The organism is Shewanella oneidensis MR-1 (assembly GCF_000146165.2).
Taxonomy (GTDB): domain Bacteria; phylum Pseudomonadota; class Gammaproteobacteria; order Enterobacterales; family Shewanellaceae; genus Shewanella; species Shewanella oneidensis.
Genome location: NC_004347.2, coordinates 1696317 through 1718928 on the forward strand (window position 1 = coordinate 1696317; position 22612 = coordinate 1718928).

At 45.7% G+C, this 22612-nt stretch carries 22 protein-coding genes; 16 read left to right on the forward strand and 6 right to left on the reverse strand.

Going from position 1 to position 22612, the window contains the following annotated elements; translation table 11 throughout:
• Positions 1-33 precede the first annotated feature (33 nt).
• From SO_RS07455 to SO_RS07465, 3 genes are all read left to right on the forward strand, one after another.
• Positions 34-672, forward strand: a complete 639-nt coding sequence (locus tag SO_RS07455; protein ID WP_011071771.1) for a GNAT family N-acetyltransferase — start codon at positions 34-36, stop codon at positions 670-672.
• Positions 665-970 carry an Mpo1-like protein gene (locus SO_RS07460; protein WP_011071772.1) on the forward strand — a complete coding sequence of 102 codons (306 nt, stop codon included), beginning with the start codon at positions 665-667 and terminating at the stop codon, positions 968-970. The genes SO_RS07455 and SO_RS07460 overlap by 8 nt, the downstream gene beginning before the upstream one ends.
• Before the next feature lie 788 nt (positions 971-1758).
• Positions 1759-2961 carry an IS256-like element ISSod4 family transposase gene (locus tag SO_RS07465; RefSeq protein WP_005054087.1) on the forward strand — a complete coding sequence of 401 codons (1203 nt, stop codon included), beginning with the start codon at positions 1759-1761 and terminating at the stop codon, positions 2959-2961.
• Positions 2962-4314: 1353 nt separating this feature from the next.
• Here SO_RS07465 and SO_RS07470 read toward each other — a convergent pair.
• Positions 4315-4701 (reverse strand): DUF3301 domain-containing protein, encoded by a 387-nt coding sequence (locus SO_RS07470; protein WP_011071773.1) that lies wholly within the window; start codon positions 4699-4701, stop codon positions 4315-4317.
• Positions 4698-5711 carry a DUF3549 family protein gene (locus SO_RS07475; RefSeq protein ID WP_011071774.1) on the reverse strand — a complete coding sequence of 338 codons (1014 nt, stop codon included), beginning with the start codon at positions 5709-5711 and terminating at the stop codon, positions 4698-4700. Before SO_RS07475 ends, SO_RS07470 begins: the two co-directional genes overlap by 4 nt.
• A 145-nt stretch (positions 5712-5856) precedes the next feature.
• Between SO_RS07475 and SO_RS07480 the strand changes: the two genes are divergently transcribed.
• Both SO_RS07480 and truC read left to right on the forward strand, forming a co-directional pair.
• Positions 5857-6177 (forward strand): YqcC family protein, encoded by a 321-nt coding sequence (locus tag SO_RS07480; protein ID WP_011071775.1) that lies wholly within the window; start codon positions 5857-5859, stop codon positions 6175-6177.
• The gene (truC, locus tag SO_RS07485; protein WP_011071776.1) at positions 6164-7000 is read left to right on the forward strand and encodes a tRNA pseudouridine(65) synthase TruC; all 837 of its coding nucleotides are present in this window, start codon (positions 6164-6166) and stop codon (positions 6998-7000) included. Before SO_RS07480 ends, truC begins: the two co-directional genes overlap by 14 nt.
• Before the next feature lie 95 nt (positions 7001-7095).
• Here truC and SO_RS22980 read toward each other — a convergent pair whose 3' ends face one another.
• Positions 7096-7263 (reverse strand): hypothetical protein, encoded by a 168-nt coding sequence (locus SO_RS22980; protein WP_011071777.1) that lies wholly within the window; start codon positions 7261-7263, stop codon positions 7096-7098.
• Positions 7264-7386: 123 nt separating this feature from the next.
• Here SO_RS22980 and SO_RS07490 point away from each other — a divergent pair, with 123 nt between their 5' ends.
• From SO_RS07490 to purU, 3 genes are all read left to right on the forward strand, one after another.
• A complete protein-coding gene (locus tag SO_RS07490) occupies positions 7387-7851 on the forward strand; it encodes a flavodoxin (RefSeq protein WP_011071778.1) in 465 nt (154 codons plus the stop codon).
• Entirely contained in the window at positions 7803-9302 is a 1500-nt protein-coding gene (locus SO_RS07495) for a PTS transporter subunit EIIC (protein WP_011071779.1), read from the forward strand. The genes SO_RS07490 and SO_RS07495 overlap by 49 nt, the downstream gene beginning before the upstream one ends.
• A 154-nt stretch (positions 9303-9456) precedes the next feature.
• Complete coding sequence (purU, locus tag SO_RS07500) at positions 9457-10272, forward strand: formyltetrahydrofolate deformylase (protein WP_164925851.1); 816 nt, start codon at positions 9457-9459, stop codon at positions 10270-10272.
• Between the two features lie 210 nt (positions 10273-10482).
• On the opposite strand, the gene dapD is transcribed toward purU, so the two are convergent.
• The 3 genes from dapD to map all read right to left on the reverse strand — a co-directional run bounded on the left by dapD (position 10483) and on the right by map (position 14791).
• A complete protein-coding gene (gene dapD, locus SO_RS07505; RefSeq protein ID WP_011071781.1) occupies positions 10483-11307 on the reverse strand; it encodes a 2,3,4,5-tetrahydropyridine-2,6-dicarboxylate N-succinyltransferase in 825 nt (274 codons plus the stop codon).
• A gap of 18 nt (positions 11308-11325) precedes the next feature.
• Positions 11326-13911, reverse strand: a complete 2586-nt coding sequence (glnD, locus tag SO_RS07510) for a bifunctional uridylyltransferase/uridylyl-removing protein GlnD (RefSeq protein ID WP_011071782.1) — start codon at positions 13909-13911, stop codon at positions 11326-11328.
• An 82-nt stretch (positions 13912-13993) separates the two neighbouring features.
• Positions 13994-14791 carry a type I methionyl aminopeptidase gene (map, locus tag SO_RS07515; protein WP_011071783.1) on the reverse strand — a complete coding sequence of 266 codons (798 nt, stop codon included), beginning with the start codon at positions 14789-14791 and terminating at the stop codon, positions 13994-13996.
• A gap of 309 nt (positions 14792-15100) precedes the next feature.
• On the opposite strand from map, the gene rpsB reads away from it, so the two are divergent.
• The 8 genes from rpsB to rseP all read left to right on the forward strand — a co-directional run bounded on the left by rpsB (position 15101) and on the right by rseP (position 22592).
• Positions 15101-15829, forward strand: a complete 729-nt coding sequence (gene rpsB, locus SO_RS07520) for a 30S ribosomal protein S2 (RefSeq protein ID WP_011071784.1) — start codon at positions 15101-15103, stop codon at positions 15827-15829.
• 119 nt (positions 15830-15948) lie between these two features.
• On the forward strand, positions 15949-16800 hold the full coding sequence (gene tsf, locus SO_RS07525) for a translation elongation factor Ts (RefSeq protein WP_011071785.1): 852 nt from the start codon (positions 15949-15951) through the stop codon (positions 16798-16800).
• Positions 16801-16870: 70 nt separating this feature from the next.
• The gene (pyrH, locus tag SO_RS07530) at positions 16871-17599 is read left to right on the forward strand and encodes a UMP kinase (protein WP_011071786.1); all 729 of its coding nucleotides are present in this window, start codon (positions 16871-16873) and stop codon (positions 17597-17599) included.
• A 30-nt stretch (positions 17600-17629) separates the two neighbouring features.
• Positions 17630-18187 carry a ribosome recycling factor gene (frr, locus tag SO_RS07535; protein ID WP_011071787.1) on the forward strand — a complete coding sequence of 186 codons (558 nt, stop codon included), beginning with the start codon at positions 17630-17632 and terminating at the stop codon, positions 18185-18187.
• 82 nt (positions 18188-18269) lie between these two features.
• Positions 18270-19097 (forward strand): polyprenyl diphosphate synthase, encoded by an 828-nt coding sequence (gene uppS, locus SO_RS07540; RefSeq protein WP_011071788.1) that lies wholly within the window; start codon positions 18270-18272, stop codon positions 19095-19097.
• A gap of 20 nt (positions 19098-19117) precedes the next feature.
• Positions 19118-19975, forward strand: coding sequence for a phosphatidate cytidylyltransferase (locus SO_RS07545; protein WP_011071789.1), 858 nt, complete (start codon positions 19118-19120; stop codon positions 19973-19975).
• A 4-nt stretch (positions 19976-19979) separates the two neighbouring features.
• On the forward strand, positions 19980-21170 hold the full coding sequence (ispC, locus tag SO_RS07550) for a 1-deoxy-D-xylulose-5-phosphate reductoisomerase (RefSeq protein ID WP_011071790.1): 1191 nt from the start codon (positions 19980-19982) through the stop codon (positions 21168-21170).
• 51 nt (positions 21171-21221) lie between these two features.
• The gene (gene rseP / locus SO_RS07555; protein WP_011071791.1) at positions 21222-22592 is read left to right on the forward strand and encodes a sigma E protease regulator RseP; all 1371 of its coding nucleotides are present in this window, start codon (positions 21222-21224) and stop codon (positions 22590-22592) included.
• The last annotated feature ends 20 nt before the right edge of the window (positions 22593-22612 follow it).

Consider the following 22612-nt stretch of genomic DNA (forward strand, 5'->3'; position numbering starts at 1 on the left):
TAAGAGTGTGAGCTAAATCAAGGAATTCTAATAATGGACAATAATACCTTGGATGAGTATCGTGCAGTTTATCTCACCGCAGAAGATTTACGCTTGGCCGCTTCAATTCTCTACAATGCGTATCATGATGATCCCTTTTTTGTTGATACCTTATCCTCCTCAGACAAATTTGCCTACGAACAAAAATTGCGTGCCGCGATTCGCGAAGAGCTCAATACCCTATGGCAGCAAAAGCAAGCCTTAATTGGACTTTTCGACGGTGCGCATTTAATGGGCGTTGCTTGCGTGGTTACCCAAAAAGTGCCACTCGGAGAAGGTCGCTATTGGCACTGGCGGCTCAAAATGTTACTTGGCACTGGTTGGCAATCTACTCAGGCCATGATGAAAAAAGAATCAACCATTTTGGAGTTGTTACCCAGCCAGCGTTGTGGGATTTTGCAATTTATTGCTTTAGCACCTAACGAACAAGGTAAAGGACTGGGTCATCAACTCGTTCAAGCTGTGGTGAGTTGGTGCGATGAGCAGCCAAATCTTGAAGGTATTGGAGTGTTCACCACGCAGGAAGCCCATACGCATTTATTTAAGCAACATGACTTTGTCTCCTTGGGAGAATTGGTCATTGGTAGTGTGACTGGGCAACTACTTTTTTATACAGGTCAACAAGATGAATGAACGTTATCGCTCTTTCGCTGAGTTTTATCCTTTCTATCTCTCCCAGCATCAAGACAGGCGTTGTCGGCGGCTGCATTTTATTGGGAGTATGATTGTGCTGGCATTATTGGGAGCTGCGTTGATCACGACCCACTGGTGGTTACTGGTACTGATCCCGCTAGTGGGATACGGACTTGCCTGGGTTGGCCATTTTGTCTTTGAACGAAATCGACCTGCGACATTTCAATATCCGCTATACAGTTTGATGGGAGATTGGGTGATGTTCGCCCAAATACTCTTGGGTAAAATAAAGTACTGAATTTTTACCTATCAGTGAGAAGCTGAGTCGGGTGTGAGAGATCGCTTACAAAGCCTGTAAGATAAAATGTTTTCTTGTTGATTGTTTTATAAACCATATTTTTAAAAATAATTAAATTTCAATATCTTGAATTGTATCTCGCTTAGGTTGGATGAAATTTGAGCCAATCGTTGTTCTTATGATGGAACAAAAAAGGCGGGATTCACGTAGAATTCATTCATCACCAAAATAAATGGATAGCACGGATAGCAATACAGGTGAAATGGACGCAAGAAGCAACGAATTTAGGTTCTTGGATTTGAGCCTCTGACGGTAGGGAAACTGTCATCAACCTAGGATTGGTTAAGGAAAAGCAGGTCTGCTTTCTCATGGATGATACAGGATACAATGCTTGTTAGGACGACAGGTTTAAGGATGATAAAGGACAAGCTTAAGGATTAAGCATGACTCGGTGCAGGATGTGTCGAGTAAAGGGATAAGTATAAGGGTGAACAGCTTGTACTCGTCTATGGAAGGTATTGAGCAGGATGCGTTGTGGAATGAGTCATAGGATGTGACTGGAGCCGAAATAGGATTTTCGGATCAAGGGATTGAGTGTCATGGTAAAACCATCACACAGGGAAGATAAAGGATGCAGGGATGGTAGGACGCACGCATACGCATGGATGGTGCAGGGAGCACGAATAAGCAGGATGGCTTACAGAGGATAAATGGGGCGCACATAGTGCGCCGGTAGTGTTCATAATTCTGTGTCATTTCAGTAAAATATTCAAAAACAGGAATGACACATGACCCAACCTTTTAACTTCGAACAAGCCCTTAAAGATCTGCAATCAGGTAAAAGCCTCACAGGTAAAGACAGCATTCTTGGCCCACTGATCAAGCAACTCACTGAAGCGGCTCTCCAGGCTGAGCTTGAGCAGCATTTAGCGCATGATCCTCAGCCTAATCGTAAAAATGGCAAAACCCCTAAGACCATTAAGCATCCGTCCGGTAACTTTGAGTTAGACGCGCCTAGAGACCGCAATGGCACCTTTGAGCCTCAGTTGATTAAGAAAAATCAAACTACACTAACCGATGAAATCGAACGTAAAGTGTTATCGATGTTCAGTATAGGTATGAGCTATCGCGATATTAATCAACATGTTGAAGATATGTATGGGCTCAATGTGTCTAACGCAACAGTCAGTGCTATCACTGACAAACTCATCCCCGAACTTAAAGCGTGGCAGCAGCGCCCATTAGATAGCCATTATCCTATCGTTTGGCTTGATGCGATACATTATAAAGTCAAAGAGGATGGGCGTTACGTCAGTAAAGCCGTTTACACATTGTTAGCGCTTAATATGAAAGGAAAAAAGGAAATTTTAGGGCTTCACTTATCCGAAAATGAAGGCGCTAATTACTGGCTATCCGTACTGACCGATCTTAATAATCGTGGTGTAAAAGATATTCTTATCGCCTGTGTTGACGGCTTGACCGGTTTCCCTGAGGCCATAGCCAGTATCTTTCCTCATACGGAAACACAGCTATGCGTTATCCACCAGATCCGTAACTCAATGAAGTATGTCGCCTCAAAAAATCAGAAAGCGTTTATGGCTGATTTAAAGCCTGTGTATCGAGCCGTGAGTAAAGAAGCCGCAGAGATGGCATTGGACGAACTGGAGGCCAAATGGGGTGATGCTTATCCGTTGGTAATCAACTCTTGGCGTCGCAAATGGCATAATTTGTCTCATTATTTTAAGTACCCAGAACATATCAGGAAAGTGATTTACACGACCAATGCAGTTGAGGCTGTACATCGCCAATTTAGAAAGCTCACCAAAACCAAAGGTGCTTTTCCTAATGAAAATAGCTTGTTGAAGCTACTTTACGCAGGCATATTAAACGCCTCAGATAAATGGACCATGCCAATCCACAATTGGAGCCTTTGTTTATCTCAGTTAGCGATTTATTTTGAAGGACGTTTAGATAGCGTGCTAGAAATTTAAAAATTAGCCTGACACAGAATTTTGAACGCCCTCAGTGCGCCCTTTCTTTTTGTTTTTTTGAAGCTGTAGTTTCTATCCCCACATTTTCGGAATGTTCGAGTGTGAATACGCTCTATCTCCCATTGTAATGTACATAAATATCGAAATATCGAAATATCGACCCGCTTATACATTGGAAAATAGCGTTCTTGCATTGCTCGACTTTAGTGGTTGATATAAACCAAAGCGTAAATAGCTTTGGCTAGGGCGTGTTGACGTTTCGAAATTAGATTTTGAACCTTCTGGTAGCGTTTGGCTTGGCGTTTCTGCTGCGTTATCGTCCGTTTATGTAGAATAACTATACCGCACGGACTTTGCCTTGCATAAACGCCAGTCAAATTGCTGCAATCCCTAGTGTGTGAAGGCCTTTTATCAAAGAACAGAAATGGCCTTGTACTAAAGTACGTCATTACGCTATTAACATTGGTCACGGGATCTACAATTTTGTATGTTTATAAGGTTTTGATGTTTTGTGTCAAAATGTCTACTTTTATCATTTTAATAACTGTGAAATAAATGGTGTTGCGGATTATTACTCTTTTATGCGGTGACTTTTGACCGTGTTTAATCTGAGGTGTTCTTTGCAAGCAAGCCAAATTCCTTAAGAGGATTAAAATTGCTAATTTCTTTGTGAGATATGTCTCACAAGCATGTAAGTAATTTGTAAGTTTTTTGACTGGCAAAAACCGTCACATATTCATTAAATATCTCTTAATCAATATGTTAAGTTATGATTTTGAATTGTGCCGTTAATATTGCAATGGAACTTTTTATTTTGAATAGCACAAGTCTTATCATGCCTGTCGTAGACTTCACCTGTAGACGGAACTACAGATAACAGGATGTTAGCGGTCAGGATGACTGAGCAGTGTTTAGTGGATAAACACTTAAGGAGTAGTAAGGAGAGACTTTCAGGATGAAAGCGATACGAACCACGGAGGGATAGACTATCACGGATAGATAGCCTAATTGCACAGGATTGCAATGGCACAAGGAGTGCAGCAGAAAGGACGCAATTGAACCTATTTCACGGATGATGTTGGAACCGCTCAGGAAAGAGCAAGCTTGGTATAAGGAACGCCAAGAGATAGGGAAGTACTTTGAGTACATGGAGATATCATGGATTGAACAGGGATGAAGCAGGATGCAAGTTGACGCATGGATGGTGCAGGGAGCACAACGATAGCGGGATAGCTTAACAAAGAACAGAAGGGCGTGGTCTTCGGACCACGCCCTTTCTTCTATGGATGATTAAATGTATGGGGAATTTAACTTCGGTAGTCGTAACTGCATGTTATCTAAAATAAGACACTACTAATGGCATTTACCTGAGCTACAACTACTTTGACTTCCACAGCCACCAAATTTACCTTTTGCCGTAGGTGCTTCTTGCCATTCGGGTTCAGGGAAGATAGGCCATTCAATCTTTTGAATTTTTTTACCTAGCATCCAGATATGACCACGATACTGATTGATACCATCGGTACTGAACTCAAATAGATATTTTGCCTTCCAACAGATCCCCGTGGTGCCGCCAACGCTTGGACGAGCGGTTTCCATTGCGATGGCTAATAGCTGTACTTTTTGTCTACAGCACTCTTTTTCTGCAAAAACACGGCTTAATTCTGCCATTTGACGAAGTTGCCAAAAGAAAGCGGCAACGATAATCAGCGCAATAATTAACAGAAGATCTGACATCATTTACTTGCAGCCTTAAACAAGCCGCCAATGGCTTGTGATAGTTGAACACTACGATTGGGATTGCGTAATTCACCCAATAAGTGATTGCGTAAATTAGGAATAGCCACAATATCAGCAAAGATCTGATTAAAAAAGGCTTGAGGCTGAAGTGCCAGCGCTTCTAGATAAATACTGCGACTCAGCGCTTGCTTTAGTATCGGCCAATTTCTACCTGCAATACTGATGAGGGCATTAGCATCAAGCCTGTCTGTTTGCTGTAAGTGGAGCAAGGCTTGTTGGCTTAATTCAGTCTGTGATGCTAATGCACGCAAGTAATAGGCTTGATACTCATTAGGTGCTGTGATGAACTTGCTAAAGATCTTCATCGCAATAGCCTCAGTCAACTGCAGATGTTCTAGGCACTGGCATAGAGCGATTTGTACTTCAATGGCTGCCTGGTCAAAGCTGGCAAGGATATGCTGCTCATGATCTAATTCACCGAGGCGGACACAAACATCACTCAAACCTTGCATGCCAATATGTTGCCATTCACTCGGGGCAATTTGGCCTGATAAATACTGCATGGCAAATTCATATTGGATTGATGCACTTAAACCTAATTGTTTACGTACCAAGGCGTTGAATACTGATAATTTCTCTTGGCTGGGTTTAAAGCTAAATGGATTGTTGGCGAGGCGATCCTGCTGTTCATCCGTCAATGGCTGAGTTGGATCTTGCCCCAGTGCGGTGAGCACCATTTCAATGAATTGTGAACGGGGGGCAGGCGAGAGCAGACCTTGCTCATCTAAAGGTAGCTTGAGAAACCAAATAAAATGCTGTTGGCTTTCATTCCAAAAAACTACGGCAAACTGTGCATGGCCTTGAATGGGATAAGGATAAGGGGTGACTAGAGATTCGATTTGATGAAAGGCCAACATGTCGATGTGCTGTACCCTTCGACCCAGTTCATAGACTTGGAATTGGGTTTTGGCTGTCGTTAAAAATTGGCTAAGAGTCGTGATTTCAGTCATTTGGTCGCTATATCAATCAAAAAGGCTCAATAAATTGGCGACATTATAGGGCTAAGTTGTTCACGATGGTATGATTGCCACAGTTTTATCGCCCCTGTCGCTGAGCCTTATCCTCTAATGCCGTGACCTAATGGACTTTAAATTGATGCTATACCGCTACACTCAAACTAAATTAGCTCAAATTGCCAGCGAGCTGAAGCAAACGGGACTCTGGTCTGCCACGGCGCCTTCCGTTGAAGCGATGGCCAGCACGGCGCCGTTTGCCTGCGATCTTATGCCGTTTGAACAATGGCTACAGTTTATCTTTATCCCGCGGATGCAGGCACTAATCGATGCAGGACAAGCCTTGCCTAGCCAAATTGCCATCGCCCCAATGGCTGAGCATCTGTGGTCTGAGCAGGCGGCATTAGCGCCATTGATATCTACATTAAATGAATTGGATATATTGTTAAATGAACCAAGATGATATCTGGTTAGATACCCCAGAGGATAAACAACCGCATACCGATAGTGATGATACCCAAGTCGCGCCGCAACTGCGCATTTTATATCAAGACGAGCATCTCGTTGCTATCCATAAACCCGCGGGATTACTGGTGCATCGCAGCTATTTAGCGCGCCGAGAGCGTTTTTTTGCGATGCAATTAACACGCGATCTAGTGGGGTGTCATGTGTTTCCGGTACACCGTTTAGATAGACCGACCTCGGGCGTGTTGTTATTTGCCAAGAGCAGTGAGGTTGCGAACGCGCTTTGCGACCAGTTTGCTGACCATAGTATCGAAAAGCAGTACCTGGCGTTGGTGCGTGGCAATATGCACGAGAGTGGTGTATTGGATTACGCGCTCAAGGTTGAGCTGGATGAGGTTGCTGATAAGTTCGCGAATCAAGATAAAGCAGCCCAAGAAGCGGTGACTCAATATGAGCCGCTACTCAATGCCGAAATTCCTTACCCATCAGGGCGTTATGCAAGTAGCCGATTTGCTTTAGTTAAACTAAGCCCTAAAACTGGGCGCAAGCATCAACTAAGACGCCATATGGCGCACTTACGCCATCCGATTATTGGCGATACAACCCATGGTGATGGTAAGCAAAATGCATTTTTTAGAACCCATTTTGACATCAATCGATTATGGCTGATTGCGAAAAAATTAACCTTTACTCACCCGATAACCCATCAGCGCTTGAGTATTGAAACAGAGCTAGAGCCTGAATGGGAAACCGTATTTGCTGGTCTTGGTTGGGATGATGAGGCGCTATCTTGTGCACCGAGCATATTTATCGCAGGTTAAGATGATGTGTAAAGGGCATCGCACCGGCATTCGCACTTTGCTAATGGAGTGTGTTTGCTTGTTACACTTGGCGGTTTAACAAGGAGGTGGACAGCTTAACTACTGGCTAACTCTTGCATTAGGGTGACTAAGCTTGAAAACCCCACTGTGGGTTGAAGTGGCGTTTGCAGGTTTTGCTGAGCAGCGTGAAAGTAATGTTTACGTCTTATTTGGGTGCTTTTATGTTGGTGCTTGAGGTGTTTTTGCCTATTGCTCTGTCGCATCAGTGTACTTCCTCATGCTCAATAACTTGATTTATAAAATTTTTACCTTGTCACTTGCCCTAAAGCATAACAATAAAGTAACTTCAGCTAAGTTGCGTTTACGCATGTGGGACGGAGTATATCATGAAAATAGTTAATCTGGTCTTTGGTACTGTGTATGGTAGCGCACAATTTACGGCTGAAACCTTAGAAAAAGCACTGACAGAACTCGGTTATGACGCCAAATTGTGGCAGCCGAATGAAATCAGTCAATTTATTCCTCCACAAGATGAGCTGTTAATTGTGGTGACTTCGACCACTGGTCAAGGGGATTTACCCGATGATATCCAACCTTGGTACTATTACCTTAAAGAAACCGCGCCTTATCTACCTGAGCTGAAATACAGTGTGATTGCGTTAGGTGATTCGAGTTATGACACCTTTTGCGGCGCTGGCAAGTCAGTGGATGAATTACTGACAGAATTAGGCGCACAGCCCATTGTTGCTCGTCTTGATATTGATGCCTGTGAAACCATGGAACCCGAGGTCGAAGCGATAAAATGGCTGGAAAGCTGGAATCAACTCGTCAAATCCGAGCGCGTCGCTTAGGCCATTTTGTCACCCAGCAATGGTTTAAATTTGCCCAGCGCTTAAGTCAAGCGCTGTTAATCCCTATTGCCATTTTACCCGCCGCGGGGGTGATGCTGGGGTTGACGGTAAGCCCAATCCCTTTTATGCCAGAAGTACTTAATGTATTAATGCTGGCTGTGGGTAAGCTGATTTTCGCGATTATGCCGATTTTGTTTGCTGTGGCGGTGGCGATTGGTTTTTGCCGAGATCAGGGGATTGCAGCATTTACCGCGGTGTTTGGCTATGGCGTGATGACAGCAACCTTGGCCGCTTTAGCCGACCTCTACCAACTACCCACTCAATTAGTGCTTGGCATGGAAACCTTAGATACGGGAATTGCGGGTGGCATGCTGATTGGCGGCGTCACATGCTTTGCAGTGCGTTGGAGCCAGTATATTCGCTTGCCGGCGATTTTTTCCTTTTTTGAAGGGCGACGCAGTGCGTCTTTGTTGATTATTCCTTTGGCAATGGGCTTAGGTTATGTGCTAGCCCATATATGGCCGTCTTTATCCTTATTGATTGAGCGAGTCTCTGACTGGGCTGTTTACCAAAAGCCTGCGATTGCTTTTGGCGTATATGGCGCGCTTGAGCGATTACTTATCCCTTTAGGTTTACACCATATTTGGAATGCGCCGTTTTATTTAGAAGTCGGCCAATATCAGTTGCAGGATGCAGAAGTGGTGCGTGGTGAAGTGGCGCGCTATTTAGCGGGCGATCCGCAAGCGGGAAATTTAGCGGGTGGTTATCTGATTAAAATGTGGGGATTACCGGCAGCGGCGCTGGCGATTTGGCGCTGCGCCGATAACTCGGAGCGCAATCGTGTTGCAGGTATTATGCTCTCGGCTGCAGCAGCCAGTTGGTTGACTGGGGTGACTGAACCCATTGAATTTGCCTTTATGTTTGTGGCGCCGCTGTTGTTTCTTATCCATGTCATGCTGTCGGGACTGGCTTATTTTGTCTGTATTATGCTCGATATTCACCACAGTATTGTGTTTTCCCATGGACTGGTGGATTTCACTCTGTTGTTTTCTCTTTCTCGCAATACGGGGTGGTTTGCTGTGTTAGGGCCACTCACAGCGGTGATTTATTACATCTTGTTTAGAGGAAGTATTCTGGCCTTTAATCTAAAAACGCCAGGACGACTTCAATCTGATGGCACCAAAGGTTCAAAAGAGAGCTTAAGGGCAATCATTGCGGCATTAGGAGGGCGCGATAATATTGTGGAGCTCAATGCCTGTTTAACGCGGTTACGCTTAAGTGTACATAGCCCTGAGTTAGTCAATAAAGTGCGGCTCAGTCAGTTAGGCGCTAAGGGGGTGATTGTGATGGGCAAAGGGGTGCAAATAGTTTATGGCACTAAGGCGGAAACCCTGCGTAAAGTGTTGCAACGCTATTTAGATACGCGGCGTTATGAAGTCAATTGCCGTTAATATCACTTTTTAAGCGAAATAATAAGTTTTTCATGCTGTACAGCCAGATTGACTATGGCACACTCCAGTGAGGGATTATAGAGGAGATCAGATTTTGCAGTCACAGCATGAACATCGAACAAACGCTCAGCCAGCTTTAGCCCGTAAAATTCTGATGACAGATTGTGCCGATGCCCAAGGGCTTATCGCTAAAATCACCGGTGTGTGCTTTAACCATCAACTTAACATCATTAAAAACAGTGAGTTTGTGGATAATGCGCAGGGACGATTTTTTATGCGTACTGAGCTCGAAGGCCATTTTCACTGCGAGCAATTATTGCAGGATCTGCGTCAAGTATTACCCGCTCAAAATCATATGACTTTAGTGAGCGCGGGCAAGAAACGCATCGTTATATTAGTCACTAAAGAGGCCCATTGTCTCGGCGATCTGTTGATGAAGGCCTATTATGGTGGCTTGAATGTTGAAATTGCCGCCGTGGTGGGCAACCATGATGTACTTAGAGAACTTGTTGAAAAATTTGATATTCCTTTTCATTTGGTGAGTCACGAAGGACTCGATAGGATTCAACATGAGCAGGCGTTATTGGCTGCTGTGTCGCAATACTCGCCAGACTATTTAGTGCTTGCCAAATATATGCGAGTGTTAACGCCCGATTTTGTGGCCGAATATCCTAACCGTATCCTCAATATACATCATTCTTTCCTGCCTGCATTTATTGGTGCTGCACCCTATCGTCAGGCGTGGGAGCGAGGAGTCAAAATCATCGGTGCGACGGCGCATTTTGTGAATAACTGCCTCGATGAAGGGCCGATTATCAAGCAGGATGTGATCCCCGTTGACCACAGTTACAGCGCATTAGAAATGGCAAAAGCAGGTAGAGATGTTGAAAAAAGTGTTCTCAGCAAGGCGCTGCAATTAGTGTTAAATGAGCAAGTGGTGGTTTACGGTAATAAAACCATCGTTTTTTAATTTGATATAGCAGTGAACTCTCGACGATATCATCCGAGCTTATTTACATTAACAGTATTGTATTTGAGCCCGGTAAAAACATATTTTTATCGCGGATTGCAGTTCTAGCGTTTTCGCGCGATAAAGCCTGAGTGTATGAGCTTTACTAAAAAGATGCCAAGCGAAAGACTTGGCATCTTAATATTGGATAATTAAAGCAAATGCTTGATGTTAATCGACGATACGTAACAGTTCGTTGATACCGACTTTGCTACGGGTTTTCGCATCCACTTTTTTCACGATAATCGCAGCATAGAGGCTGTATTTACCGCAAGCTGAGGGCAGGTTACCTGATACGACTACAGAACCTGCTGGCACGCGGCCATAATGGACTTCACCGGTTTCACGGTCATAGATTCGGGTACTTTGGCCGATATACACACCCATGGAAATCACTGAGCCTTCTTCAACCACGACGCCTTCGACAATTTCAGAGCGCGCACCGATAAAGCAGTTATCTTCAATAATGGTTGGTCCTGCTTGCAGTGGCTCCAGTACGCCACCAATGCCTACACCACCCGATAAATGCACGTTTTTGCCAATTTGCGCGCATGATCCCACAGTCGCCCAAGTGTCGACCATGGTTCCTTCGTCAACATAAGCGCCTAGGTTGACGTAAGATGGCATTAATACGGTGTTTTTACCGATGAACGAGCCTTTACGAACAGTGGCTGAAGGCACCACGCGGATGGCTTCGGCTTTAAAGCGGGCCTCATCATATTCGGCGAACTTTAACGGCACTTTGTCAAAATACTTGGTTTCGGCGCCATCAATAACAGCGTTATCAAAAATACGGAATGACAGTAATACCGCCTTTTTCAACCATTGATGAACATGCCATAGGCCGTCGATTTTTTCAGCGACGCGCAGTTCACCTTTGTCGAGCATATTGATGACATGTTGCACATCGCTACGCACGCGCTCGTCAACAGTGCTTGGTGTGATGTCGGTACGCGCTTCAAAAGCGGCCTCAATACGTTGGCGTAAAGCCTCCATTTACTTCTCCCGTTGTGGTTAATTGGTTGACTCTGTGTTGATAGCGCTCAGTGCGCTAATCAAGGCTTCCTTGAGCGTATGCTCTTGGGTTTCATTGAGTTGCAAGCCGTCATTGGTTTGCAAAATAAAAAAGTCTTCCGCTCGCTCGCCGATGGTCGTGATCTTGGCGGAGAGCAAAGTCGTGTTGCAGCGATAGAAAATATCGCCCACTTTAGCTAATAATCCCGGCGTATCTAAGGCAATGAGTTCCATCATACTTGTACCATGACGGTTACTCTCAAGGAAACTCACCTGAGTAGGAACATTAAAAGGTTTCATCTTGCGCGACAGTTTTCTAAAGCGTGGCAGTTTAGGGTTATCACTGGCGAGCGCTTTTTCAAGGGCTTTACGGATACTTTGTATGCGCGAGAGTTGGCTGACGGGCTCGCCGTCTTGCTCGAGAATAACAAAGGTATCGAGAGCATAATTGTCCTTTGATGTCATGATGTTAGCATCGTGGACGTTAATGTTTTTATTATCAAGCACCGCCATCACGGTAGCAAATAACTTAGGTCTGTCCTGACAGTAGACAAAGAGTTCCGTACCGCCGCGGGTCGTGTGTTTTGAGACGAGCACTAAGGGTTCATCTACCTGCTTATGCTTGAGGATAGCTTCAGCATGCCAAGCGACTTGATTGGGCTGGTGGCGCAAAAAATAGTCGGCCTTAAAGCGTTGCCAAAGGGTATCTAAATCTTTTTCTTTAATGCCGCGCCGCAGTAATTCTTTTTTTGCCTTGGCTTGGTATTCGCGCACTCGGGCCCGAATATCGACGGGCTTTTCTTTGCCGCGCGCAAGTACCCTTTGGGTGGAAAAATATAAGTCGCGCAGCAGTGAGCCTTTCCAGTTATTCCAGGTTTTTTCGTTGGTGGCGCAGATATCGGCCACGGTTAAACAGTACAAATAACTTAAATGCACCGCATCGCGGACTTTACTCGCAAAGTCCGCGACGACATCGGGATCAGAAATATCACGGCGCTGGGCGGTCACCGACATCACTAAGTGATTCTCAACCAGCCAAGCGACTAAGCGGCCATCGTGGTCATTTAAGCCATGGAGTTTACAGAAGGCGAGGGCATCGCTTGATCCCAGTTTGCTGTGATCGCCGCCGCGACCTTTAGCGATATCGTGGAAAATGGCGCCGAGCACCAACAAGCCTTTTTTCGGCAGCTGATTAATGAGCACTGAGCCTAACGGAAACTCTTCTTTTTGTTCTGGCTGCGAGAAGCGTTCGATATTGAGCAGCAATCTGTGGGTGTGTTCATCGACCGTATAGGCGTGGAACAGGTCAAATTGCATTTGGCCTTCAATATTACGCCAAGCAGGTAAATAGGCTGAGAGCACCCCGTGTTTATGCATAAGTGATAACGCTGCAATACCGCGTGGATGCTTTAATATCTCCATAAAGGCTTGGCGGCACAGTGGATTTTCTTGTAAAGGTTGTAGCTGCGCCCGGCGTGCACGCCTTAGTGAGCGAAGTGTTGGCGCATAAATGCCTTTAATATTGGAGTTTTTGGCAATATGCACAAACAAACGCACAATTTCTTCGCCGCTATCGAATAGATCGTCGCTTAACGCTTCGATAAAGGCGCCACGGCGCTGATAGTTATCATCAATGGCTTGGATTTCTAGTGCTTTAGTATGGCCAAGGGTTGCCCGCTTAAACAGTTGCAGGAGCATTTCGTTGAGTTCCATCACTCGGCGTACCGTGCGATAGTATCGTTTCATCATTTGCTCAACGGCAAGTTGGGTGGCGTCTTCGTACCCCATCAACTCGGCTACTTGACGCTGTACATCAAACAGCAGGCGGTTTTCATCACGGCCTACAGCCATATGCAGGGCAAAACGCAGCTTCCATAAAAAATGCTGACACTCGAGCAACTCTTCTAATTCGGCGGGTTCTAAAAACTCATATTCAACCAGTTCTTCTAGGCGCGAGGCGCCAAAGTGGCGCATGGCGACCCAGGCGATGGTTTGAATATCCCGAAGCCCGCCCGGACAACTTTTGATATTGGGCTCAAGATCAAAGGCACTCGCCTTGGCATGGCGGGCCGTTTGCTCATCGCGCTTGGCGATAAAAAAGTTGCTTGAAGTCCAAAAATCGCTTTGACGAATAGCATCATAGAGCTGGTCAAATAAGGTTTCAGGCCCTGTGAGCAAGCGCGCCTCAAGCAAGTTGGTGGCAATGGTAATGTCGTCTCGACCAAGGCGCAAAGTATCATCGAGGGTGCGAACGCTATGACCTATCTCGAGATTTGCGTCCCACAAAAAAGCGATAAATTCGCTGAGCGTGGTTTCAGCAGCTTTAGATAATTCACCTTCGAAGAGAAATAACAGGTCGACATCCGAGTGAGGATGCAGCTCTCCTCGGCCGTAACCGCCAACGGCGATCAGGGCGATGGGGTATTGGTCTAGGCCATGCTGTTGCCAGGCCTGTTTAACGAGGGAATCAACAAACTGACAGCGCTGAGTGACTAGCTCTTCAATCGGGGTTTTGGCTTTGAATCTTGCTAAAAGCGTTTGATTCTGTTCGATTAATGATTGTTTTGCTAGCAGCGCTGTATTCATCGAGTCCCTTGTTTGGATGCGTTAAAACATTTGCTATCCACCGAGTCCCAATATGACCTAGTGGATAGTTTAACGATTGTAATTAGTAATTAATCACGCGTGGGAAATCTTCCTCATCGCGCAGCGTCAGTACTTCGACACCAGTTTGTGTTACTAATAGCGTGTGTTCCCACTGGGCTGAGTTTTTACCATCGGAGGTGGTCACCGTCCAATTATCATTGCGGTCTAGCACAGTGGTGTGGCGACCTGCGTTGATCATCGGCTCAATGGTAAAGCACATGCCTGGGCGTAAAATGGTGTTGTCACCATTGCGGTAGTGCATCACTTGAGGTTCTTCATGGAAACCCGCGCCAATACCGTGGCCACAATAATCTTGCACGATGGAATATTTCTCAAGGCCTGTTTTGCTGGCTTTGATGAATTTTTCAATAGTATTGCCGATTTCGCCCAGTTTTAACCCTGGACGAACCTTACGAATGGCAAGATATAAACTCTCTTGGGCGATGCGGCACAGACGCTTGTCCTTAGGACTCACCTCACCAATTAAGAACATTTTAGAGGTATCGCCGTGGTAACCATCTTTAATAACAGTGATATCGATGTTGAGAATATCGCCATCCTTTAAAACGCGATCGCTCGGGATTCCGTGGCAAATCACGTTGTTTAACGAAGTACAGATAGATTTTGGAAAACCATGATAGTTGAGCGGAGCAGAAATCGCGCCTTGCTCTTCGGTATATTTTGCGCAGATATCGTTCAATTCATTAGTGCTGACCCCCACCTTAACATAGGGCGCGATCATTTCTAACACCTGCGCCGCAAGCTTACCCGCCGCGCGCATTTTCTCGATTTCTTCTGCTGTCTTAATGACGATACTCATTGTGTTTTCTCTCGTGTCTTCGATGTCTATTGGCGCCATCAACCCGATGCAAAAATTTGTGCTTTAGGGCTATTTATGGTATAAAGCGCGCCGTTATGTTTAAGTCTTGATGAATTACCCAAGCTCAGCTTTATCTGCTTTTGGGCGATAGCAAAACTAAAGATGGCGGCCATTATACATGGCAATTTATCTAAATACTAAATCACACACGTGTCGACACATTCTTCGGGGTGCCCTCAGCTGTTAACTGCGGGGTCGAAGACATGGGATACGTGGAGGTCTAACCCCCTAAATTTTAAGGTAATAGAAATGACTACAGTTTCAATGCGCGATATGCTCCAGGCCGGTGTCCACTTCGGTCACCAAACCCGTTACTGGAACCCAAAAATGAAGCCATTCATTTTCGGTGCTCGCAACGGCGTTCACATCATCAACCTTGAGCATACTGTGCCAATGTTCAATGAAGCTCTGGCTTTCATTAGCAACGTTGCTTCAAAGAAAGGTAAAGTATTATTCGTTGGTACTAAACGTGCTGCTGGCGAAGCGATCAAAGAAGCTGCTATTTCTTGTGATCAGTACTATGTTGATCACCGTTGGTTAGGCGGTATGCTGACTAACTGGAAAACCGTTCGTCAGTCAATCAAACGTCTGAAAGAACTGGAAAGCCAATCAGTAGACGGTACTTTTGACAAGCTGACCAAGAAAGAAGCGCTGATGCGTACTCGTGAGCTTGAAAAGCTGGAAAAATCTTTAGGCGGTATTAAAAACATGGGCGGCCTGCCAGACGTATTATTCGTTATCGGCGCTGACCACGAGCATATCGCTATTAAAGAAGCTAACAACCTGGGTATCCCTGTTGTTGCAGTTGTTGATACTAACTCTGCGCCAGATGGTGTTAACTACATCGTTCCTGGTAACGACGACGCGATGCGTGCTATTCGCCTGTACACTACTTCTGTTGCTGCAGCAGCTAACGCTGGCCGTGGTCAAGATTTAGCTGTTCAAGCTGAGCAAGACGGTTTCGTAGAAGCCGAATAATAATAAGGCGGGATGAGTTTCATCACCCTTATTAACCAAGATTTTGATTGGTTAACAGGGGCCATTCGGCCCCTGTTTTATATCTGCAAATTAGTCGATTTTTTAGAGAGGATTTAACAATGGCAATTTCTGCTGCCCAAGTTAAAGAACTGCGCGAGCGTACTGGCGCAGGCATGATGGATTGTAAAAAAGCGTTAGAAGAAACCAACGGCGACATGGAGTTAGCAATTGACAACATGCGTAAGTCTGGTGCTGCTAAAGCTGCTAAGAAAGCAGGTAACATCGCTGCTGACGGTACTATCCTGATCAAAAACGGTGAAGGTTTCGCAGTACTGCTAGAAGTAAACTGCCAAACTGACTTCGTTGCTAAAGATGCGAACTTCTTAGGTTTTGCTAACGCTGTTTTAGACGTTGCTGCAGCGTCTAAAGTGACTTTAGAAGACTTAAAAGCCCAATTCGAAGAAGCCCGTGTTGCTCTGGTTGCTAAAATCGGTGAAAACATCAACGTTCGTCGCGTTGAGTACATCGACGGCGCAAAATTAGCATCTTACCGTCACGGTGAGCGTATCGGTGTAGTAGTAACTGGTGACGCTGATGAGGAAACTCTGAAGCACCTAGCTATGCACGTTGCTGCTTCTAAGCCAGAATACGTTAACCCAGAAGACGTTCCAGCTGACGTAGTTGCTCGTGAACAAGCTCTACAAATCGAAATCTCTATGAATGAAGGCAAACCTGCTGACATCGCAGAGAAAATGGTTGTTGGTCGTATGAAGAAGTTCACCGGTGAGATCTCTCTGACTGGTCAAGCTTACATCATGGAACCAAAGAAAACTGTTGGCGAATTCTTGAAAGAGAAAGGCGCTAAAGTCACTAACTTCATCCGTTTAGAAGTTGGTGAAGGTATTGAGAAGAAAGAAGAAGATTTCGCAGCTGAAGTTGCTGCTCAAATCGCTGCTTCTAAAAAGGCTTAATCGCCAACGCTAAATACCCCCAAGACCGCAGCAATGGCTGCGGTCTTGTTATGACCAGGATATAAAAATTATGAGCACCAATCCAAAACCTGCATTTAGACGCATTCTTCTAAAATTAAGTGGCGAAGCACTGATGGGCGACGAAGGCTTCGGCATCGATCCTAAAGTGTTAGATCGCATGGCTCAGGAAGTGAAAGAGCTGGTAGAGTTAGGCATTCAGGTGGGTGTGGTCATTGGTGGTGGTAATCTATTTCGCGGTGAAGGCTTAGCAAAAGCGGGCATGAATCGTGTGGTGGGCGATCACATGGGTATGCTGGCAACGGTTATGAACGGCTTGGCCATGCGTGATGCCCTGCACCGTGCCTATGTTAATGCTCGTCTGATGTCGGCTATCCCATTAAAAGGGGTGTGCGATGACTACAATTGGGCTGAGGCGATCAGCTTATTAAAATCAGGTCGTGTGGTGATTTTTGCTGCAGGTACTGGTAACCCATTCTGCACTACCGATTCTGCTGCTTGTTTACGCGGCATTGAAATCGAAGCAGAAGTCGTGCTAAAAGGCACTAAAGTTGACGGCGTTTATTCTGATGACCCGATGAAAAATCCAGAAGCAGTGAAGTACGATGAATTAACGTACACTGAAGTGCTGGATAAAGAATTAAAAGTAATGGACTTAGCAGCCTTTACGATGGCGCGTGATCATGACATGCCAATCCTAGTATTCAACATGAACAAACCAGGCGCCCTGCGCCGTGTGGTCATGGGTGAAGAAGAAGGCACAATGATCAAAGCGAAATAAGTTATTCAATGACCAAGAAGGACATTTAACGTGATTGCAGATATTAAAAAAGATGCTCAAGAGCGCATGGGTAAATGCGTTGACGCGACCAAAAACCAAATGGCTAAAGTACGTACTGGTCGTGCACACCCAAGCTTACTGGACTCGATCCAAGTATCTTACTACGGTACTATGACACCGCTTAACCAAGTGGCAAACGTGGGCGTTGAAGATGCGCGTACTTTGTCAGTAACCGTATTTGACCGCAGCGCAATCCAAGCGGTTGAGAAAGCCATCATGAGCTCTGATTTAGGTTTAAACCCTATGTCAGCGGGTGCGACCTTACGTATTCCATTACCCGCGCTGACTGAAGAGCGTCGTAAAGATTTTATCAAAGTGGTACGTGCTGAAGCCGAAGGTGGCCGTGTGGCGATTCGTAATGTACGTCGCGATGCGATTTCTGATGTGAAGAAGCTCGAAAAAGCCAAAGAATGTACTGAAGATGATGTTCGTCGCTTTGAAGATGAAGTACAAAAGTTCACCGATGCTCACATCAAGAAGGTCGATGAGATTTTAGCGGCCAAAGAAATTGAGTTGATGGAAGTCTAATCTCAGGCGCTATAAGCTAGAGTTGCTACGCCGTGTAGGGGTATACTACACGGCGTTTGTCTATTTTAAAGGGTTGTATTAGATGTCATCCACAGTGGAATTTGATCCGCAATCTAGGCCGACTGAGGCGGATGCTTATGCTCAGACAAGCTTACCGGAGGTATTACCCGAACTCGTTAAACAGTCATTACCTAAGCATGTTGCGATTATTATGGATGGTAATGGACGTTGGGCCCAAACCCAGGGCAAACCACGAGTGATGGGGCATAAGGCCGGGGTTAAAGCGGTGAGACGTGCGGTGAGCGCGGCCAGTCAGTTAGGGATACAATCGCTAACGCTATTTGCGTTTTCTAGCGAAAATTGGCGTAGACCCGATAAAGAAGTCAGCTTGTTGATGGAACTGTTTTTTACTGTGCTACAGCGGGAAATTAAGTTACTCGATAAGAACCAAGTCAAACTGAATATCATTGGTGATATCAGCCGTTTTTCTGCGCGTTTACAAAAGCAAATTCGTGCCGCAGAAGAAAAAACTGCAGGCAACAGCGGATTGATATTGAATGTGGCGGCCAATTACGGTGGTCGCTGGGACATACTGCAAGCTGCGCAAAAGTTAGCTGAAAAGGTTGAAACTGGTGAAATGACCAGCAGTCAGTTCACTGAAGAAGCCTTGAGTGAACATTTGTGCATGCAAAATCAGAGTGAAGTTGATTTAATAATCCGTACGGGGGGGGATTACCGGATCAGCAATTTTGTACTCTGGCAGGCAGCCTATGCTGAGTTGGTGTTTTTGGACACCCTTTGGCCTGATTTTGATGAGCAGGCTTTTCATGAAGCGATTGCCACGTTTGCCAATCGCCAGCGCCGTTTTGGTTTGACCGGAAGTCAAATTGATGAGATGCGCGCATTGTAAAACGTCATGAGGGATTTTTTTTGCTAAAACAACGTATAATAACAGCAATTTGGTTGATTCCATTAGTTTTGGGAGCAATCTATTTACTCCCCGTTGAGTACTTTGCTTGGGCCTTGATCGCTGTGTTTCTGATCGCCGCTAAGGAGTGGGGCAGGATCATCGATAGTCAATGTAATGTCACGCAATGGAGTTTTACTTGCACCGTTGGCATTTTATTGATCGCCCTTAATTTAATTGTTCCCGCCGACACCATTTGGCTTAGGGGGCAAATTCACCCCATCTATTTTGCGGTGGTAACTATAGGTGCCCTTTGGTGGATGGTGTCACTGCTGCTTGTGTTGACTTATCCCAAAAGTGCTAAGCTGTGGCAAAAAAATCCGATGCTAAAGTCCATGTTTGGACAATTGACTTTAGTGCCTTGTTTTGTCGCGCTCATTGCCCTTAAATCCATTAGTTCGCAAATATCGCCTTATTACGGTGCATCGTTGGTATTACTGGTGATGCTGATTGTGTGGGCCGCGGATTCTGGTGCGTATTTTGTGGGGAAAGCCGTCGGCAAGACTAAGTTAATGCCTGCGGTGAGCCCAGCTAAAACCCTTGAAGGTTTGCTCGGTGGTTTAGTCACGACGCTGATTGTTGTTGCTGGCGTTATGGTTATTTCTCCAGAGCAAGAGTTGGGGTTGGTCGTGGCGGTAACGCTTTTTGTGGCGTTAATTTCTGCCCTTGGGGATTTATCAGAAAGTATGTTTAAGCGCGCCGCGTGCATTAAAGATTCGGGCACGATTTTGCCTGGACATGGCGGCGTACTCGATCGCATCGACAGCCTTACTGCAGCCTTGCCGGTGTTTACCCTAATCTACATTGCATTTTGGATGTAACGCTATGCAAAATATGGTGATTTTGGGTGCGACAGGCTCGATTGGTGCCAGCACCTTAAGTGTGATTTCGGCTAATCCTACAGCCTATCGAGTGTATGCTTTAGTGGCGAATGCGAGCGTTGATAAGATGCTCACCCTGTGTTTGGCTCATCGCCCTCAGGTTGCTCATATGGTTGACCACAAAGCCGCTTTAGCACTCAAGGCGCAATTACCTGCAGCACTGAATATCCAAGTCACCAGTGGTGAGGATGAGCTTATTGCCTTAGTCACCGCACCAGCGGTTGATACTGTGATGGCGGCAATTGTTGGTGCAGCGGGGTTAGTGCCCACACTGGCGGCGGTGAAGGCGGGTAAGCGGGTATTGCTCGCCAATAAAGAGGCGTTGGTGATGTCCGGCGAGCTGTTTATTGAGGCCACCAGAGCCTCGGGCGCCACTTTGCTGCCGGTCGACAGTGAACACAATGCGATTTTCCAATGCTTGCCTGAAGAAGTGCAGAGCAATTTAGGGCGCTGCGACTTAGCGGCCTCTGGTATTTCCCATATTTTACTAACTGGCTCTGGTGGTCCATTTTTAACTGCAGAGCTATCAAATCTTGCGGCAATGACGCCTGCGCAGGCCTGTAAACATCCAAATTGGTCCATGGGACCGAAGATTTCAGTCGACTCCGCCACGATGATGAATAAAGGTTTAGAGTTTATTGAAGCCCGTTGGTTGTTCAACACCCAGAAAGACCAGTTGAAAGTGGTTATTCATCCGCAGAGTGTTATTCACTCGATGGTACAATACCGCGATGGTAGTGTGATTGCGCAGATGGGCAACCCAGACATGCGCACGCCTATCGCCCATTGTATGTCCTATCCGCAAAGAATTCGCTCCGGTGTTGAACCTTTAGATTTTTTCAAAGTCGGACAGTTAAGCTTTTGTGAGCCAGACTTTAATCGCTTCCCTTGTTTAGCGTTAGCGATAGAGGCTTGCTCCCAAGGCCAAGAGGCGACAACGGTACTTAATGCGGCCAATGAAATCGCCGTGGAGGCGTTTTTACAAGGTAAGATAGGGTTTACCCATATCGGCAAGATAAACGAAGACTGTTTATTGTCCGTCCCAAAACAGGCGATGGCCAGCATCGAAGATATCATCGCCCTTGATGCCCAGACACGGATATATGCCCGTGAATTACTAGCGAAATTCGCTTAGGCCTCTTGTTGACGAGGCTTGAGTGGATTTACTGATGACGTAAGGAGTGGAATGTTAGATTTTTTGTGGAACTTAGGTTCTTTTATCGTAGCGCTTGGGCTGTTGATTACTGCCCACGAATACGGCCATTTCTATGTTGCACGCCGCTGTGGTGTGAAAGTTGAACGTTTTTCGATAGGTTTTGGTAAGACGATTTGGCGCAAAGTGGGTAAGGATGGCACTGAATATGTCGTTGCCATGATCCCGCTGGGTGGCTATGTCAAAATGCTCGATGAGCGCGTTGAAGATGTCCCCGAAGAGTTAAAGGACCAAGCCTTTAACCGTAAAAGTGTGTGGCAACGCATTGCCATTGTGGCGGCAGGCCCTATTGCCAACTTTATCTTTGCGATTATCGCACTGTATTTTATGTATTTAATTGGCGTGCCATCGCTAAAGCCCGTCATTACCTCAACCACGCCCGGCAGCGCAGCTGCGCAAATAAAGGTGAATGAGCCGATGCAAGTGACGGCGATTTCTGGCCAAGCAGTACGAAATTGGGAAGAAGTCAATTTAGCCCTTGTTGGTCATATTGGTGATGACAGTTTAACCGTGTCTCTCGCGCCGCTAAGTGGTTTGCAGGGGTTAGACACTGATACTCGCACCTACACCTTAGATACCCGTCAATGGCGGTTTGACCCTGAAAAAGAGTCACCGATAACTACCCTAGGTTTGGGGGTTTATCGCCCTGCGATTGAACCGCAAATTGCGCTCATCAGCGAAGGCAGTGCAGCTGCAAACAGTGATCTCAAAGTCGGTGATACTTTAGTTGCTATAAATGGTCAGCAATATACTGACTGGCAAGCTTTTGTTGACATTATTCAGCATTCTGCCAATGTGCCAGTGGAGTTAACAGTGCGCCGTAATGGCGAACAGTTTGCCATCTCAGTGACTCCTGCGAGTATTAAAAATAGTGATGGCAAGGAGATAGGCGTGCTTGGCGTGAGCCCGACTCAGGCACAATGGCCTGAGAATATGCGTCTGCAACTCGAATATGGCCCAATCGATTCTTTTGCTATTGCAGCCGATAAAACATGGCAACTTGTTGCTGTGAGCTTTAAGATGATTGGCAAATTATTTACTGGCGATGTGTCAGTGAAAAACTTAAGTGGACCTATCTCAATCGCACAGGGTGCGGGCAATAGTGCAAACTATGGCTTGGTTTACTTTCTCGGTTTCCTCGCGCTTATCAGTGTCAATTTAGGCATCATTAACCTGCTGCCATTGCCTGTGCTCGATGGGGGACATCTGCTGTATTACTTCGTTGAAGTCATTACAGGTAAGCCTGTGTCTGAAAAGGTACAGGAAATAGGATTCAGATTTGGGGCAGCATTACTGCTGATGTTGATGAGCATTGCGCTCTTCAACGATTTTGCCCGACTCTGAGCAAGGACAGACTAATAATT

Excerpts from the sequence above, each read along its gene's own strand:
- SO_RS07495 (WP_011071779.1), top strand. The coding sequence starts at position 7,803 with ATGGCTGGAAAGCTGGAATCAACTCGTCAAATCCGAGCGCGTCGCTTA.
- SO_RS07475 (WP_011071774.1), bottom strand. The coding sequence starts at position 5,711 with ATGACTGAAATCACGACTCTTAGCCAATTTTTAACGACAGCCAAAACC.
- SO_RS07480 (WP_011071775.1), top strand. The coding sequence starts at position 5,857 with ATGCTATACCGCTACACTCAAACTAAATTAGCTCAAATTGCCAGCGAG.
- SO_RS07455 (WP_011071771.1), top strand. The coding sequence starts at position 34 with ATGGACAATAATACCTTGGATGAGTATCGTGCAGTTTATCTCACCGCA.
- tsf (WP_011071785.1), top strand. The coding sequence starts at position 15,949 with ATGGCAATTTCTGCTGCCCAAGTTAAAGAACTGCGCGAGCGTACTGGC.
- dapD (WP_011071781.1), bottom strand. The coding sequence starts at position 11,307 with ATGGAGGCTTTACGCCAACGTATTGAGGCCGCTTTTGAAGCGCGTACC.
- SO_RS22980 (WP_011071777.1), bottom strand. The coding sequence starts at position 7,263 with ATGCGACAGAGCAATAGGCAAAAACACCTCAAGCACCAACATAAAAGC.
- SO_RS07460 (WP_011071772.1), top strand. The coding sequence starts at position 665 with ATGAATGAACGTTATCGCTCTTTCGCTGAGTTTTATCCTTTCTATCTC.
- SO_RS07490 (WP_011071778.1), top strand. The coding sequence starts at position 7,387 with ATGAAAATAGTTAATCTGGTCTTTGGTACTGTGTATGGTAGCGCACAA.
- rpsB (WP_011071784.1), top strand. The coding sequence starts at position 15,101 with ATGACTACAGTTTCAATGCGCGATATGCTCCAGGCCGGTGTCCACTTC.
- truC (WP_011071776.1), top strand. The coding sequence starts at position 6,164 with ATGAACCAAGATGATATCTGGTTAGATACCCCAGAGGATAAACAACCG.
- purU (WP_164925851.1), top strand. The coding sequence starts at position 9,457 with ATGACAGATTGTGCCGATGCCCAAGGGCTTATCGCTAAAATCACCGGT.
- glnD (WP_011071782.1), bottom strand. The coding sequence starts at position 13,911 with ATGAATACAGCGCTGCTAGCAAAACAATCATTAATCGAACAGAATCAA.
- map (WP_011071783.1), bottom strand. The coding sequence starts at position 14,791 with ATGAGTATCGTCATTAAGACAGCAGAAGAAATCGAGAAAATGCGCGCG.
- uppS (WP_011071788.1), top strand. The coding sequence starts at position 18,270 with ATGTCATCCACAGTGGAATTTGATCCGCAATCTAGGCCGACTGAGGCG.
- SO_RS07470 (WP_011071773.1), bottom strand. The coding sequence starts at position 4,701 with ATGATGTCAGATCTTCTGTTAATTATTGCGCTGATTATCGTTGCCGCT.
- SO_RS07465 (WP_005054087.1), top strand. The coding sequence starts at position 1,759 with ATGACCCAACCTTTTAACTTCGAACAAGCCCTTAAAGATCTGCAATCA.
- rseP (WP_011071791.1), top strand. The coding sequence starts at position 21,222 with ATGTTAGATTTTTTGTGGAACTTAGGTTCTTTTATCGTAGCGCTTGGG.
- ispC (WP_011071790.1), top strand. The coding sequence starts at position 19,980 with ATGCAAAATATGGTGATTTTGGGTGCGACAGGCTCGATTGGTGCCAGC.
- pyrH (WP_011071786.1), top strand. The coding sequence starts at position 16,871 with ATGAGCACCAATCCAAAACCTGCATTTAGACGCATTCTTCTAAAATTA.